12 protein-coding genes and 1 pseudogene are annotated in these 14,268 nt (G+C 69.3%); 4 read left to right on the top strand and 9 right to left on the bottom strand.

From position 1 onward, the window contains the following. The 5 genes and pseudogenes from soxX to YU1_RS0109450 form a co-directional block, all read right to left on the bottom strand. Entirely contained in the window at positions 1–498 is a 498-nt protein-coding gene (soxX, locus tag YU1_RS0109470; RefSeq protein WP_084539772.1) for a sulfur oxidation c-type cytochrome SoxX, read from the bottom strand. Next, a pseudogene (locus YU1_RS28775) lies at positions 495–1,802 on the bottom strand (FAD-dependent oxidoreductase). The gene soxX and the pseudogene YU1_RS28775 overlap by 4 nt, the downstream one beginning before the upstream one ends. Beyond that, on the bottom strand, positions 1,726–2,031 hold the full coding sequence (locus tag YU1_RS28770) for a c-type cytochrome (RefSeq protein ID WP_035714709.1): 306 nt from the start codon (positions 2,029–2,031) through the stop codon (positions 1,726–1,728). The pseudogene YU1_RS28775 and the gene YU1_RS28770 overlap by 77 nt, the downstream one beginning before the upstream one ends. Beyond that, positions 2,028–4,214, bottom strand: a complete 2,187-nt coding sequence (locus tag YU1_RS0109455; RefSeq protein ID WP_029003858.1) for a xanthine dehydrogenase family protein molybdopterin-binding subunit — start codon at positions 4,212–4,214, stop codon at positions 2,028–2,030. Before YU1_RS0109455 ends, YU1_RS28770 begins: the two co-directional genes overlap by 4 nt. Positions 4,215–4,224: 10 nt before the next feature. Next, a complete protein-coding gene (locus YU1_RS0109450) occupies positions 4,225–4,689 on the bottom strand; it encodes a (2Fe-2S)-binding protein (protein ID WP_029003857.1) in 465 nt (154 codons plus the stop codon). Positions 4,690–5,262: 573 nt separating this feature from the next. On the opposite strand from YU1_RS0109450, the gene YU1_RS0109445 reads away from it, so the two are divergent. The 3 genes from YU1_RS0109445 (at position 5,263) to YU1_RS0109435 (ending at position 9,244) form a co-directional block, all read left to right on the top strand. Then, the gene (locus tag YU1_RS0109445) at positions 5,263–6,651 is read left to right on the top strand and encodes a methyl-accepting chemotaxis protein (protein WP_035714706.1); all 1,389 of its coding nucleotides are present in this window, start codon (positions 5,263–5,265) and stop codon (positions 6,649–6,651) included. Between the two features lie 215 nt (positions 6,652–6,866). Further along, positions 6,867–8,246 carry an aspartate aminotransferase family protein gene (locus YU1_RS0109440; protein WP_029003855.1) on the top strand — a complete coding sequence of 460 codons (1,380 nt, stop codon included), beginning with the start codon at positions 6,867–6,869 and terminating at the stop codon, positions 8,244–8,246. A 197-nt stretch (positions 8,247–8,443) separates the two neighbouring features. Next, entirely contained in the window at positions 8,444–9,244 is an 801-nt protein-coding gene (locus tag YU1_RS0109435; RefSeq protein ID WP_029003854.1) for an aldolase, read from the top strand. A gap of 46 nt (positions 9,245–9,290) precedes the next feature. On the opposite strand, the gene YU1_RS0109430 is transcribed toward YU1_RS0109435, so the two are convergent. The 4 genes from YU1_RS0109430 to YU1_RS0109415 are packed head-to-tail and all read right to left on the bottom strand — an operon-like array spanning position 9,291 to position 13,322. Continuing rightward, positions 9,291–10,238: a DUF6282 family protein gene (locus tag YU1_RS0109430; protein WP_035714703.1), complete on the bottom strand. Its 948-nt coding sequence runs from the start codon at positions 10,236–10,238 to the stop codon at positions 9,291–9,293. 25 nt (positions 10,239–10,263) lie between these two features. Continuing rightward, on the bottom strand, positions 10,264–11,193 hold the full coding sequence (locus YU1_RS0109425) for a cupin domain-containing protein (RefSeq protein WP_029003852.1): 930 nt from the start codon (positions 11,191–11,193) through the stop codon (positions 10,264–10,266). A 40-nt stretch (positions 11,194–11,233) separates the two neighbouring features. After that, complete coding sequence (locus YU1_RS0109420; protein WP_029003851.1) at positions 11,234–12,004, bottom strand: HpcH/HpaI aldolase family protein; 771 nt, start codon at positions 12,002–12,004, stop codon at positions 11,234–11,236. 10 nt (positions 12,005–12,014) lie between these two features. Further along, on the bottom strand, positions 12,015–13,322 hold the full coding sequence (locus YU1_RS0109415) for an MFS transporter (protein WP_198018886.1): 1,308 nt from the start codon (positions 13,320–13,322) through the stop codon (positions 12,015–12,017). Positions 13,323–13,444: 122 nt separating this feature from the next. Here YU1_RS0109415 and YU1_RS0109410 point away from each other — a divergent pair, with 122 nt between their 5' ends. After that, positions 13,445–14,260 (top strand): DNA-binding transcriptional regulator, encoded by an 816-nt coding sequence (locus tag YU1_RS0109410; RefSeq protein WP_051356684.1) that lies wholly within the window; start codon positions 13,445–13,447, stop codon positions 14,258–14,260. Positions 14,261–14,268 lie beyond the last annotated feature (8 nt).

Raw genomic sequence — 14,268 nt, 5'->3', positions numbered from 1 at the left:
TCACCCCTTCAGGCTGGACAGATAGGCGACGATATCCTCGATCTCCTCGCCCGACAGGATCGGCTTGCCTCGCCACGCATTGGCAACGCGGGCACCGGGAGATGATCCGCCATAGGCCGGCATGATGCTCTCCGGGTTGAGCGCTTTCATGTTCACGATGCGCAGGCGGATCTGCCCCTCGGACAGGCGCGCGCCAATTCCGGCGAGGCTCGGCGCGAGATTGCCCTGCATGTGGGCGGGCGCCTCCAGCCCGGAATGGCACAGCACGCACAGGCTGAGCGTCCGGTCGGCCACAAGGCCCGCGCCGCGCGCGGCATCTCCCGGCGCCCCGGTCAACGGCGCGCCGATGGCATCGCCCTCGACGGTGTAGCCCACGAGCGTCTGCGCATCGGCACGAGCGGCGACCAGGAGGAACCCGACCAGGAGGAACCCGGCCAGGAGGAGCCAGGCCAGGAGGAGCCCGGCCAAGAGGCCGGCCGTGAGCGCGGCCGCCCTCATGCGAAGGCCTCGTGCGTGACGGTGTTGAACCAGGCATCCGCATAGGCCGCCTCCCTCGCGCGCATGCCGTCCGGGGGGGTGAGCGGGCTCACGCCGCCGGCGCCCTCCACGTCGGCCAGAAGCCCATCCTTGGGGCGGTAGACGCCGGCGATGGAGATGGCGCTGCCAGGCGCCACCAGACTGTAACAGGTGTTGACCAGCTTCGGCGCCTGTGGGGCACGGCCCGCCAGCAGGTCCGCCACGGCGGCGGCGCACACCTTGGCCTGCCCGTTGGCCGCGAAGGCCGATTTGGGCATGGCTCCGGCAATGGCCGCGTCGCCGATCACATGGATGCCGCCCTGGAGGCGGGATTCGAACGATACCGGATCGATGGGGCACCAGCCGGTGGCGTCGGCGACGCCCGCCGCATGGGCGATGGCCCCGGCCTGCTGCGGCGGGATGACATTGGCCACGTCCGCCGTGTAGCGGTCGAACTCGGTCACCAGCGTGCGGGTGGCCACGTCCACCTCCATCACCTTTCCGCCGAACGACAGCCCGATTCATTCGATCATGTTCGGATAGAGCTCAGTCCAGGCCGCCTCAAACAGGCGCTGCTTGGAGAAGGCATCCTTGGCATCGAGGATGATGATCTTGGAGCGCGGCTTATGGGTCTTCAGGTAGTGGGCGATGAGGCTCGCGCGTTCATAGGGGCCGGGCGGGCAGCGGAAGGGATTGGGTGGGGCGGCGATGACCACGAGGCCGCCGTCCTCCATCACCTCCAGTTGCCGGCGCAGCAGCAGCGTCTGCGCGCCCGCCTTCCAGGCGTGCGGCATCAGCCCGGCCGCCGCCGCGTCATAGCCGCCGATGGCATCGAACCGCAGGTCCACACCCGGCGCCAGCACGAGGCGGTCGTAGGACAATTCGATGCCGTCCTCCAGGCGAACGCTGCGGGCCAGCGGATCGACCGCCGCCGCGGCATGCGGCACCAGCTTCACCCCCGCGCCCACAAGGCCCTGGTAGCCGAAGGTCTGCTGATCCATCTCCCGCAACCCGGCGACGACGGCGTTGGAGAACGGGCACGCCACATACTGCGCACTCGGCTCCACCAGCGTGACCGCGAGACCCCGCTCCGCCAGGGCGCGGGCGCAGGTCGCCCCGGCAAAGCCGCCGCCGATGACGACCACGCGCGCGGGCGCCTGGGCCAGAACGGCGGGCGCCGCCAGCGCAGCGGCACCGCCGGCAAGGCCCCTAAGGACCGCGCGTCGGCTCGGCCGCCCCGCCGTGAGGCGTGGCCAGCCAGTCGGCGATGGCGCGCGTTTCTTCATCGGAAAAACCCTTCGCGATGCGATCCATGACGGTCGCCGGGCGGGAGCCCGAGCGGAATGCGGCCATGTCGGCGACGATCTCGCCGGCGGTGCGGCCGGCAAGGCTGGGAATGGCGCCCGCCGGCTCGGGCGGGTGGCAGCCGCCGCAGGACAGCGCCCCCGGCGGGGCGGCGGCGAGGGGCGGCGCCGCGGCCAGAACGGCGAGCAGCGCCGCGACCGCCCGCCTCATGCGAGCGGATGATTCTTCAACGGCAGCAGGCGGATGCGCTTGCCGCTCACCGCGAACAGGGCGTTGAGGACGGCCGGGGCGGCCACCGCGATGGTGGGCTCGCCCACCCCGCCCCAGAAGCCGCCGGAGGGGATGATGATGGTCTCCACCTTCGGCATCTGCGCCATGTGCAACACATCGTAGGTGTCGAAATTCTCCTGCTCCATGCGGCCCTTATCCACCGTGCACTCGCCGTAGAGGCAGGCGGACAGGCCGTAGGCGAAGGAGCCTTCCACCTGCCGCTCCACCTGGGCGGGGTTGACCACATGGCCCGGATCGGTCGCCGCGACGATGCGATGGACCTTCAATTCACCACTTGCGACAGACACTTCCGCCGCCGCCGCCACATAGGAGCCAAAACCCATGATCTGGGCGATGCCGCGCCCCACGCCCTTCGGCGCCGGCGTGTCCCAGCCGATGCGCTCGGCCACCGCGTTCAGCACCGCCAGATGCTTTGGATGGCCGGCCATGAATTTGCGCCGGAACGCCAGCGGGTCGACCCCGGCGGCGTGGGCCAGCTCATCCATGAAGCACTCCACATAGACCGCGTTCTGGTTGAGGTTCACCCCGCGCCAGAAGCCCGGCCGGACCGGCGGGTTGCGCATGGCGTGGTCGATGAGGACGTTGGGGATCGCATAGCCCAGCATGCCCTCCGGGCTTCTCGCGGTCAGGCCCTGGAACACCACCGGGTCCATGCCGCCCGCCATCGCCTCGGGCCGCACCGAGGCCATGATGGACTGGCCGGAGATGCGCATGTGCAGGGCCGTCACATTGCCCTGTTCATCCAGCGCCCCGGTCAGCCGGCACTGGGTGGTCGGGTGGTAGAAGCCATGCAGCATGTCCTCCTCGCGCGACCACAGCAGCTTGACGTGCGTCCCTGGCACGGCCTTGGCCACCAGCACCGCCTGGCGCACATAGTCCTGGAAGCCGCGCCGGCCGAAGCCGCCGCCCAACAGCAATTTGTGCACCTCGCATTGCGCTGGCGGCAGGCCCGCCGCCTCCGCCGCCGCCGCGAGGCTGGCCTCGCCGTTCTGCGTCGGCGCCCACACCTCGCAACGCTCGCCGGTGAACAGCGCGGTGGCGTTCATCGGCTCCATGGTGGCGTGGTTCTGATAGGGGAAGGCATAGGTCGCCGTCACCGTCCTCGCCGCCTTGGCCAGCGCGCCCTTGGCGTCGCCGGAACTGTTGCCGACGAAGGCCTCCGGCGCGTCCAGCCCCGCGCTCAGCGTCTCGGCAATGGCGGCGCTGGTGAGGGCGGCGTTCGGCCCCTCGTCCCAGGTGACCGGCAGCGCGTCGAGCGCGGATTTCGCCTGCCACCAGGTGTCGGCGACGACCACGAGGGTGGCATCGTCCACCTTCACCACCTTGCGCACGCCGGGCTTTCCGGCGATGGCCGCCGCGTCATAGGAGGCGATCCGGCCGCCGAAATAGGGGCAGGCCTTCACCGCCGCGCTGAGCATGCCGGGGAAGCGCAAATCGGCGCCATAGACCTGCTTGCCGGTAAGCTTGTCGCGCGTGTCGAGGCGCGGCAAGGGCTGGCCGGCGATGGTCCAGTCCTTGGGGTCCTTCAGGACGATATTGGCCGGCGGCGCCATCCTGGCGGCGGCGTCCGCCACCTGGCCATAGGTGGTGCTCCGGCCGGAGGCGGCGTGGGTGATCACGCCCTTGGCGACCCGGCACTCGGCCGCCGGCACGTTCCACGCCGCCGCCGCGGCGGAGACCAGCATGAAGCGGGCGGCGGCACCGCCCTCGCGCACGTATTTCTCCGACTCGCGCACGCCCCGGCTGCCGCCGGTGGAGAAATTGCCCCACACGCGGTTGCGTCGCAGGTTTTCCGAGGGGCCGGGATATTCGGTCGTGACCCGCGCCCAGTCGCATTCCAGCTCCTCGGCGACGAGCTGGGCCAGGCCGGTGAGGGTGCCCTGCCCCATCTCCGAGCGGGCGATGCGGATCACCACGGTCTCGTCGGGCCGGACCACGACCCAGGCATTCACCTCGGGAGGGGCCTTCGCCCCGGCCGGCGCTGCGGCCTGCGCGTGCGCCTCCGGCATGAACGCCATGCTGAAGCCGAGGGAGAGGCCGCCCATGGCGGCGGCGGAGCCGACGACGAAGCGGCGGCGGGAGATGTCGATCTGGCTGGTCATGCGCGCGCCCTCACCCGGCCTTGCCGCCGCCGTCGGCGGCGAGATGGATGGCGGCCCGGACCTTGTTGTAGGTCCCGCACCGGCAGATGTTGGTGATCTCGGAATTGATGTCCGCGTCGGAGGGCTTCGGATTCTGCTCCAGCAGCCCGGCGGCGGCCATGATCATGCCCGACTGGCAGTAGCCGCACTGAGGCACGTCGAGCGCCAGCCAGGCCCGCTGCACCGGGTGGCTGCCATCGGGCGACAATCCCTCGATGGTGACGATCTTCTGCGCCGCATCGACGCCGCTGACCGGCAAGGCGCATGAGCGCGTGGGCACGCCGTCGATATGCACCGTGCAGGCGCCGCACATGGCGATGCCGCAGCCGAACTTGGTGCCGGTGAGGCCGAGCTGTTCGCGGATCACCCACAGCAGCGGCGTATCCGGATCCACCTCGACGTCGCGGACCTGCCCATTGACGGTCAAGCGAGGCATGTTCTGCTCCTTTTTGCGGGACGGCGGCTTCGGATCGACCCCGGCGGCCCGGTGGTCGGCTGCGATGCGCGGAGAACGGCCGCCGCCCTCGCCGCCGGCGGGATGACGCAGGAGAACGGTAGGGGCGAGCTGTCGCAGAACCTTGCCTCCCGCGCCGACCTTTGTCGCAAGGTGTCGCAGGCGCCGGCTTTGTGAAGTCTTGTTACAAAACAGGCACCGGAAGCGGCCGCCGCGACGGCCTCGCCCCCGCCGCGGCAGAGGTCACGGCCTGACCGCCGACATCCCGCTTATATCAATCAAGAACAGTATTCGCCTCCCTCGCATGGATGTCGACTCCGCATTTACGGGCAGGTTTGATTGAATTTCGCGTCATCGAAATAAATACGGCGCCGCAGATCGAAAAACAGAGCATTGACGACGTGTTCCGACGGGCGAAACTCATGGGCCGGCGGGCGATTTGGCATGGGCCGGAGCGGTACCTTGCGATGCATCAAGCGCCACGCCAGCCTGAGCTGCTAACATGTACCGGAGTACAGGCGATGCGCACGTGCGCCCTGGATGATGGGAGAAGACATGCTTTCGGTTCTAAGAGGCAACAAGACCCCGGCAACGGCGGCGCCGTCCCTCGCCCCGGCTGGAGAACAGGTTGCCCTGTCCGCGCTCCTGCCGGTGCTCGTCGCCCTGGTGGCGCGCCGGACGTGCGACATGCCCGCCTCCTTCCCGCCGGCCCTCAAGGAGACCCTGGCCGCGCTCGACGCGGCGCTTGAAGCGCGTGACCGCTCCATCCTGCTGCAAGCCGTGGGCTTCTCGATGAAGGCCAGCGAGGCGATGGCGTCCGCCGCGCGCATCACCGGCGAAATCGCCGAAACCTCGCAACAGGCGGGCACCATGGCCGCCGCCGTGGAGGAACTGAACGCGACCACCGACACCATCGCCGAGAATTCACGCGGCGTGGCGGACGCCATGGACCAGGCCAGCCGGCAGATCGGCGACGCCGCCGAGACCTCGCTTGCCTCCGCCGACGCGAGCCGGGCCATGAGCGGGGCCTTCCAGCGGATGGTCGATGCCTCCGGCCATCTCACCCAGGCCGCCGAGCAGATCGTCACCTTCGTCGCGACCATTGAGGGCCTCGCCCAGCAGACCAACCTTCTCGCCCTCAACGCCACCATCGAGGCGGCGCGCGCCGGAGAGGCCGGGCGCGGCTTCGCCGTGGTCGCGTCGGAAGTGAAGGAACTGTCCGGCCAGACGAAGAAGGCGACGGACGACATCCGCGCCCGCATCGCGCAATTGAGCGGCTATGTGACCGGCGTGCGAAACGCGGTGGAGGAGGTCAGCGAGCCGCTGCGGCTTTCCGCCAGCTCGGCGGACGACGCGCGGGCAAAGATCGAGGCCGTGCGCGCCCAGGTTCTCCAGAGTTCCGAACGCATGGCGCAGATCGCCAGGATTCTCGGCGAGAACAGTGCCGCCGTCGCCGAGATGGCGCACGGCGTCCAGACCGTCTCCACCCATGCCATGCAGGCCGCGGGCTTCACCGAAGGCGTCAACACGGCGGTCGGCGGCTGCGAGCAGATGGTCGACGCCATCTTCTCGGACATCGAACGCATCGACATCCCCAATTACGTGCTGCATCGCGCCAAGTCCGACCACTTCATGTGGAAGAAGCACCTGTCGGAGGTGCTGGTCGGCAAGCGGCACATGGATCGCAGCAAGATCAGCGACCACCACCAGTGCCGCCTCGGCAAATGGTATGACGGCATCACCGACGCGGCGCTTCTCAAGCACCCTGCCTTCCTCGCGCTGCTCCCCGCCCACCAGGACGTCCACGCCAGCGGCCGCAAGGTGGTGGAGGAGGTCGCCAACGGCAACCGGAGCGCGGCGATCGAAGCCTATGCCCGGATGGAGAAGGCATCGGCCACCGTCGTCGAATGCCTCGACCGGCTCATCGCCAGGACCGACGGCTGACGCCACCGGCCTCCGCGCCCTGCCCCCTATCCGGCGTCCTGTTCCTGCAACAGGCGCCGGGCGATGGCCGAGGCGCTCGCAACCCGACCGCGCGTTCCGGCTGCATGCGCGGCGAAACGCGCGCGGCATCCCGTTTCGTTCCGGCCTGAGGCATGCCATGTATCGGGGGCGCCGCTTCGGGCGCCAATGCTGACCTTCCCGACTGGACCCTGACGATGCCGACCAACTCGCTGCACAGCCTGGACATTGCCCACCACATCCATCCCGTGACCAACCTGCGCCGTCACGAGCGCCTTGGCCCCATCGTCATCGACCACGGCTCCGGCATCTATGTGTATGACGACGAGGGGAAGGAATATATCGAGGCCATGGCCGGCCTGTGGAGCGTGGGCCTGGGCTTCGGCGAGAACCGCCTGGTGGAGGCCGCCACCCGGCAGATGTCCAAGCTGCCCTACTACCATATCTTCTCCCACAAGGCGCACGAGCCCTCCATCCTGCTGGCGCAGAAGCTGGTGGAGCTGTCGCCCGCCGGGCTCGACCACGTGTTCTTCACCAATTCCGGCGGTGAGGCCAACGACACGGTCGTCAAGTTCGTCTGGTACTACAACAACGCGCTCGGCCGGCCGGAGAAGAAGAAGTTCATCGCCCGCGAGGGCGGCTATCACGGCATCACCATCGCCGCCGCCAGCCTCACCGGCCTGCAGGTGAACCAGAAGGGCTTCGACCTGCCGCTGTCATTCGCCCGGCACGTGTCGCGCCCGCACCACTATCGCAACGCCCAGCCCGGCGAGACCGAGGAGGCGTTCGCCGAGCGCCTAGCCGCCGAGCTGGAGGCGATGATCCTGGCGGAAGGCCCGGAGACGGTGGCCGCCTTCATCGGCGAGCCGGTGATGGGCGCGGGCGGCGTCATCGTGCCGCCGCGCACCTACTGGCAACGCATCCAGGAGGTCTGCCGCAAGTATGACGTGCTGGTGGTCGCCGACGAGGTCATCAACGGCTTCGGCCGCATCGGCACCATGTTCGCCTGCGAGGCGCTGGGCATCCAGCCGGACATCCTGGTGTGCTCCAAGCAGATCACCTCCTCCTACCAGCCGCTGGCGGCGGTGCTGGTGAGCGACGCCATCTACCAGGGCATGGCCGACCAGTCGGAGACGCTGGGCACGCTGGGCCATGGCTACACCACCGGCGGTCATCCGGTGGCCACCGCCGTGGCGCTGGAGAACCTCGCCATCATCGAGGAGCGCGGGCTGGTGCAGAACGCCGCCGAGATGGGCGCCTACATGCGCGCCGGGCTCCAGCGCTTCGCCGACCACCCGCTGGTGGGCGAGGTGCGCGGCATGGGGCTGATCGCCGCCGTCGAGCTGGTGGCCGACAAGGCCACCAAGGCCAAGTTCGATCCGCCCGGCAAGGTCGGCCTGCGCTTCTACGACCAGGCTCACAAGCATGGCCTGATCATTCGCGGCATCGGCGACAGCATCGCCTTCTGCCCGCCGATGATCATCACCCAGGAGCAGATCGACGAGATGCTCCGCCGCTTCTCCGCCACCCTCGACGACGTCACCGCCTGGGTCCAGGCCGGCATGCCGGACGCCTGAGCGCCGGCCTGCCGCGATCCCGGCTCCGGCCGGTCCCGCCCGCGCCGCGCGGGTGGGACCGGCCCACCGGCCTTGGGCGTGGAGATGGCACAGTCCCATCCCCGCCATGGTCCCGCACGGGCCGCAGATCCCGCCGCCGCCCTTTCAGACGACGCACCGGCCCGCCCGCGCCGGACCACCCAGACAGGAGAGATCCGATGGCCCATGCCTTCACGCGCGAGACCGCCCCGCAGGCGGCCCAGTCCGCCCCCAACCGCCCGGCGCTCGACGGCGAGGAAGTGTGGAATGCCCGCGTGGAGCTGGCGGCCTGCTTCCGCTTCGCCGCGCGCCTCGGCATGCACGAGGGCATCTGCAACCACTTCTCCGCCGTGGTGCCCGGCTATGACGACCTGTTCCTGGTGAACCCCTACGGCTACGCCTTCAGCGAGCTGAGTGCCTCGCACCTGCTGGTGTGCGATTTCCACGGCAACGTGCTTTCGGGCACCGGCGTGCCGGAGGCGACCGCCTTCTACATCCACGCCCGCATGCACCTGAACGTGCCGCGCGCCCGCGTCGCCTTCCACACCCACATGCCCCATGCCACCGCGCTCAGCATGGTGGAGGGGGAGCCGCTGATCTACGCCGGCCAGACCGCGCTGAAATTCTACGGCCGCACCGTCGTCGACCACGACTACAACGGGCTCGCCCTGGACAGCACCGAGGGCGACCGCATCGCCGCCTCGGTGGGCGATGCGGACATCGTCTTCATGAAGCACCACGGCGTCATGGTGCTCGGCCGCAGCATCGCCGAGGCGTGGGACGATCTCTATTATCTGGAGCGGGCCTGCGAGGTGCAGTGCCTCGCCATGGCCACCGGCCGCCCCGTCATCCCGGTGAAGACCGAGATCGCCGAGGCCGCCGCCCGCCAGATGCGCGAGGGCGACGAGGAATCCGCCCGCCTGCACCTGGAGAGCATGAAGCGCATCCTCGACCGCGAGGAGCCGTCCTACCGGAGCTAGGCGCGGGACCGGGCGGCCGGCGCGCTTGCGCGACCGGCCGCCCCGCTCACGCCAGCTTCAGCAGCGATGCCGCATTGTCGCCGACGAGTTTGCGGATATCGGCCTTCGGGAACTGGAGGTCGAGCAGGGTCTGCACGATGGCGCGGAAGCCGTCCACGGGGCGCGGCCCGCCGAGAAGGCCGAGATCGGACGACAGGATGGTGCGCTCGACGCCGGCCACCTCGATCAGATGGGCGAGGTCGTCGGGCGAGAATTTCAGCGACTTGCCGCCCACGAACATGCAGATCGAATGTTCCATGAAGGCGCCCAGCCCCACCAGGTCGCGGATGTCCGCGTCGGTGCAGCCGATGACATAGGTGGGGTGGTTGACGAGCATCTTGCGCACCCCGCGCCGCGCCGCCTCCGCGAACAGGATCGCCAGCTCGGCCGCCGACAGGTGACCGCCGGCCAGGATGACGTCGGCCTCGGCGATGATGTCGAGCACCTGCTTGCTCTCGTCGGTCAGCGCGCCGTTGGCGTCGAGGACGCTCAGGGGGGCGGGCGGCAGCATCCTGCGGGTGGTCTTGGGGAAGCTCTTGGTCTGCTTGCCGGCATCGGCGAGATGATTGGCCGCCGACAAAGTCGGCATCCACACGATCGCGGCGCCGAGCCCGACCGCATGGTCCACCGCGTGCGGGTTGATGCCGCCCGATGCGTTGTTGAGCGCGATGCCGGAGAACAGCCGGACCTTCTCCTGCGGGAACAGCGTCTGCAGCAGGATCGCGTGCGGCGTGCCGAGATAATAGTGGTCCTTGAACAGCAGCGCGCGGAAGCCGGCGTCCTCGGCATCCACCATGGCCTCGCGATGGTCGAGGATGCGCGGCATGGCCGCCGGCCCGCTGTGGCAGTGCAGGTCGACGGCGCCGACGAGCAGCTCGGCCACCTCCGCGGGGCGCTGGAGGGGCGGCAGTTCGTGGATGCTGTCGTGGCGGGGCAGGAAGGCTTCGATGTTCATGGTGTCGGGCTCTCGCAAATGGAGGTCAGCCGTTCCCGCCGGCGTCGCCGCCGTCCGCGGGAAGGGGATAGTCGGCGGCGTTCAGCACCCAGCCGGGCTTGGCGGAGAAGTCCGCGCGCGGCGGGCAGAAGATGTCGACCAGCTGGTTGATGCCGGCGCCGATCGCCTGCGAGGTGTGGATCGCCGGCGGCGGAATGATCGCCACCGACGGCGAGGCGCAATGCTCGTGCTCGTCGCCGCGCCAGTGGGCGAGGTTCGTGGTCCAGGGCCACCGCAGGTGATGGACATATTCGCCGGACAGGGCGAGCGAGCACTGCTCGAAGTCGTCGTGATGGTGTGGCGACAGCACGGCAGGGTCGCGCGGCCCGTCCTTCGGCTCCAGATAGTTCACCATGAAGGTCGATCCCCGGAAGATCCGGCCGAACCGCCCCGGCTCCGGCGGCACCGCGAGGCTGTAGCTGCGGACACGATATCCCTCGTGCGGCGCGGGCCAGGGCTTCAGCTCCGGAATGGCGAGGTTCGGCGCCGCGTAGGTGGCGGCGTTGGACGCCTGGGCGATCAGGTCGCCCGCCGCCGCCGTGAACAGGCGGACGATGCGCCCGCCCTCCGGCAGGATGATCCGGCTGTCGCCGGGCGGGACGAAGGTCACCGAGAAGCCGGCGATGTCGGTGGCGGTGCCGTCCACCTCGACGACGGCACGGGTCTCCGCGTCCGGGATCAGGAGCACGTATTCGTCGCCCTGCCCGGTCCGCTCGAAAACCTGCCGGCCCTCGGCCGCGCTGTAGAGGACCACGAAGGTCTGGCCGCGGACGATCCAGGTGTCCGCGCCCGGACGCCGCTCCTGGGGCTCCGACTGGTAGAAACGGGCATAGGTGGCGGGAAAGGCCGGCTGGTTCCGGGCGCTGCCGGGCTTGGGCGGCGCCAGGCTCGCGCGCGGGTCTGAGGGGTCGTACACGGGTGATCCTCCGGGTTGGTCGGTGGCGCTGGCGCGGCCTTCAGGCGCGGAAATCCTTGAGGATCTGCCCGGCCGCCTTGCGCAGCAGCCCCTGGTCGGTGGACAGGATGAAGGCGGAGGCGCCCATCTGGGCGTAGGCGTCGCCCTCCTCACGGCTGTTGGCCATGACCGCGAACGGCTTGCCCGCCGCCTTCGCCGCCTCGGCGATCTTGCCGACCGCCTCGGTGACCTCAGGCGCGCGGGCATCGCTGGCCCCGAGCGCGACCGAGAGGTCGCCGCGCCCGACGAAGAAGCCGTCGATCCCATCCACACGGGCGATCTCGGCGATCTGCTCGACGCCGGACGGATCCTCGATCATGGCGATGACCGTGACCTTGCCGTCGGCGGCGTCGATATAGGGCCAGGACGCCGTTCCGCCGTAGCGGCCCGAGCGGCCGGAGGGCGAGTAGCCGCGATGCCCGTCGCGGTAGCGCGACGCCGCCGCCACCTCCCGCGCCGCCGCGACGCTCGACACATGCGGCACCAGCACGCCCTCCGCGCCGCAGTCGAGCGCGCTCAGGATCGTGGCCGGCGAGGAAACCCTGACCAGCGCCGCGATGTCGGCCGCGCGGGCCGCAAGAAGCGCGATGTCGATGGCCCGCCGGTCGAACGGGGCATGCTCCTCGTCGATCACCACGAAGTCGAAGCCGACGTCGCCGAGGATCTCGACCGGATGCGGCGTCGGCATTTTGACAAAGGTGCCGAGGAGGCGTTCTCCCGCGGCGAAGCGCTGGCGAAAGCCATGGGGCGCGGCGTTCTGGCTGGCTGTCATCATCCGTCCTTCAGATATCGCTTGGGTTGCCGCCGGAGACGGCGGGCAGAGGGCGTCGTCCGCTCGCCTGGAGGCTCCGCAGCATGCAGGTCAGCCAGAGCAGCCCGAGGCAGACGGCGGGGACGATCATCGCGCCCACCGAGCTTCCCACCGCCTGGGCGACGCTGGGCATCAGGTTCTGCCCGATGAAGCCGCCCAGCAGCCCGATGGTGTTGATGACGGCGATGCCGGCCGCCCCGCGCGACCCCTTGAACATGCGCGAGGGAAAGAACCAGAAGCACGGGTACAGCAGCGAGATGCAGGGCGTGCCGATGGCCAGGGCGGCGAAGCGCAGGGCATTGGACGGCAGCATCGTCGCGGCCGCGAAGGAGCACAGGCCGACCAGGGTGAAGACCGCCGCCGCCATCAGGATCGACCGCTCGGTCTGCAGGCGGCGCGGCAAGGTGAACAGCAGCACCGCCGCGAACGCCCACGGGACGGCGTTGAGCAGCCCGTTCTGCGTTCCGGTAACGCCAAACCCCTTGATCACGGTCGGCAGCCAGTAGATCACGCCGAACAGAGAAATGTTGATCAGCGTATAAACGACGGCCAGGCCGAGCACCTTGGGATCCACCATCGCCGCGAGCGGGTTGCCATGGTGCTCCGGCTCCCGCCGGCTGGCGCTGAGCCAGGCCTTCTCCTCGGACGACAGGAAGTCGGCCTCGGCGAGGTTGCTCGGAAGATACTTCAGCACCACCAGCGACAGCAGGATCGGCGGCACCCCCGTGGCGATGAAGACCCATTGCCAGCCGCTCAGCCCGCCCATGCCGTGAAGATCGAGCAGGGGGCCGGAGATCAGCGCCGACAGCATGTTTCCGAACGCGCTGCCCAATGTCAGGACGGCGAGGGCATGGGCGCGGTGGCGCTCCGGAAACCACAGCGTCAGGTAGAACACCGCGGCGGGATACAGGCCGCCCTCCGCCGCGCCCAGCAGGAAGCGCAGCGCGTAGAAGGTGAAGCCGGAGTTGGAGAAGGCCAGCAGGACCGTCAGAACGCCCCAGGTGAAGGCGATCCGCGCCAGCCACAGGCGCGCGCCGAACCGATATGCGGCGAGGGCGCTGGGGATCTCCACCGCGATGTAGCTGAAGAAGAAGAGCGAGGAGCCGAGGGCGAACCCGACCTCCGTGAGGTGCAGTTCGTCGATCATCTGGAGCTTGGCAAAGCCGATGTTCGATCGGTCGATGATGGCGCAGAGATAGAGCCCCATCACCATGGGCAGGATGCGCCACGACAGACGGCGGATCAGCTCTGGCTCGCTGACGGAAGTTGCGATGCGCACGGTTCCTCCCAAACACTTTGTATGGCGCGAGGCCTTTTTTGTTCGCGGAGAGTTGCAAATCCGCCGCCGCGGATCCATCAATCCCCTACGTCATTCCGTATGGCGGAATTTCGGAGGCACCCTTGAGCGAGCCGTCGGTGGAATCCGTCCTGAGGGCCCTGGCGCTGCTGCGGGAGCTGAACCGCCAGCGCGTCTCCTCCGTGAAGCACCTGCATGCGGCCACCGGCCTGCCGAAGGCGACCATCGTTCGATTGCTGAAGACCTTGTGCGACGCGCAATATGTGACGAACGACCGGCGGCAGGGCGGCTACCAGGTCACGTCGAACGTCAAGGCGCTCAGCTGCGGCTATCACGGCGACCCGCTGGTGGTGGAGGCGGCGCGGCCGTGGGCCATCGAGTTCACCCGACAGCACCGCTGGCCGATCGCCATGGCCACGTTCGAGAAGGATGCCGTCTTCGTCCGTCTCAGCACCATCCCCGACAGCCCGGTGTCGCCGTTCCACGGCACCATCAATCTGCGTCTCGATCTGCTGACGCGCGCGCTCGGGCGTGCCTATCTCGCCTTCTGCCCGGAGCGGGAACGCGCGCTCCTGCTCGATGCCCTGGGCGTCCAGGACGAGGAGCGCCGCACCGGCCTCGCCATGCTCGCGCGCATCCGGAACGCGGGGTTCGCGCTGCGCGATCCCGCCGTGGAGCCGCGCTCGTCCAACACCATCGCGGTCCCCGTCATGCGCGGCCGCGACGTGCTCGCCACCATCGGGATGACCTATTACAATTCCGCCTATTCGGTGCCGCAGGCCGTCTCCACCTTCGTCCCGCTTCTTCAGGCGCTGGCGCAGCGCATCGGCGAAAGCGCTGCCGCCCTGGAGGCGCAGGATCCCGCAGCCGGCGCGCAAGCTCATTCCGACCCGCAGAACGCCGCCAGAATCCTGCCGTGACCTCCGGC

The sequence above is a fragment of the Azorhizobium doebereinerae UFLA1-100 genome (assembly GCF_000473085.1).
GTDB lineage: Bacteria > Pseudomonadota > Alphaproteobacteria > Rhizobiales > Xanthobacteraceae > Azorhizobium > Azorhizobium doebereinerae.
Note: the sequence above shows the minus strand (reverse complement) of the source record. Positions and strands in the feature narration are given on the sequence as shown.

What these genes read in the sequence shown, in the direction of transcription:
- YU1_RS0109420 (WP_029003851.1), bottom strand. Translation starts at nt 12,004, where the DNA reads ATGACAGCCAGCCAGAACGCCGCGCCCCATGGCTTTCGCCAGCGCTTC.
- YU1_RS0109430 (WP_035714703.1), bottom strand. Translation starts at nt 10,238, where the DNA reads ATGAACATCGAAGCCTTCCTGCCCCGCCACGACAGCATCCACGAACTG.
- YU1_RS0109440 (WP_029003855.1), top strand. Translation starts at nt 6,867, where the DNA reads ATGCCGACCAACTCGCTGCACAGCCTGGACATTGCCCACCACATCCAT.
- YU1_RS0109455 (WP_029003858.1), bottom strand. Translation starts at nt 4,214, where the DNA reads ATGACCAGCCAGATCGACATCTCCCGCCGCCGCTTCGTCGTCGGCTCC.
- YU1_RS0109435 (WP_029003854.1), top strand. Translation starts at nt 8,444, where the DNA reads ATGGCCCATGCCTTCACGCGCGAGACCGCCCCGCAGGCGGCCCAGTCC.
- YU1_RS0109450 (WP_029003857.1), bottom strand. Translation starts at nt 4,689, where the DNA reads ATGCCTCGCTTGACCGTCAATGGGCAGGTCCGCGACGTCGAGGTGGAT.
- soxX (WP_084539772.1), bottom strand. Translation starts at nt 498, where the DNA reads ATGAGGGCGGCCGCGCTCACGGCCGGCCTCTTGGCCGGGCTCCTCCTG.
- YU1_RS0109445 (WP_035714706.1), top strand. Translation starts at nt 5,263, where the DNA reads ATGCTTTCGGTTCTAAGAGGCAACAAGACCCCGGCAACGGCGGCGCCG.
- YU1_RS28770 (WP_035714709.1), bottom strand. Translation starts at nt 2,031, where the DNA reads ATGAGGCGGGCGGTCGCGGCGCTGCTCGCCGTTCTGGCCGCGGCGCCG.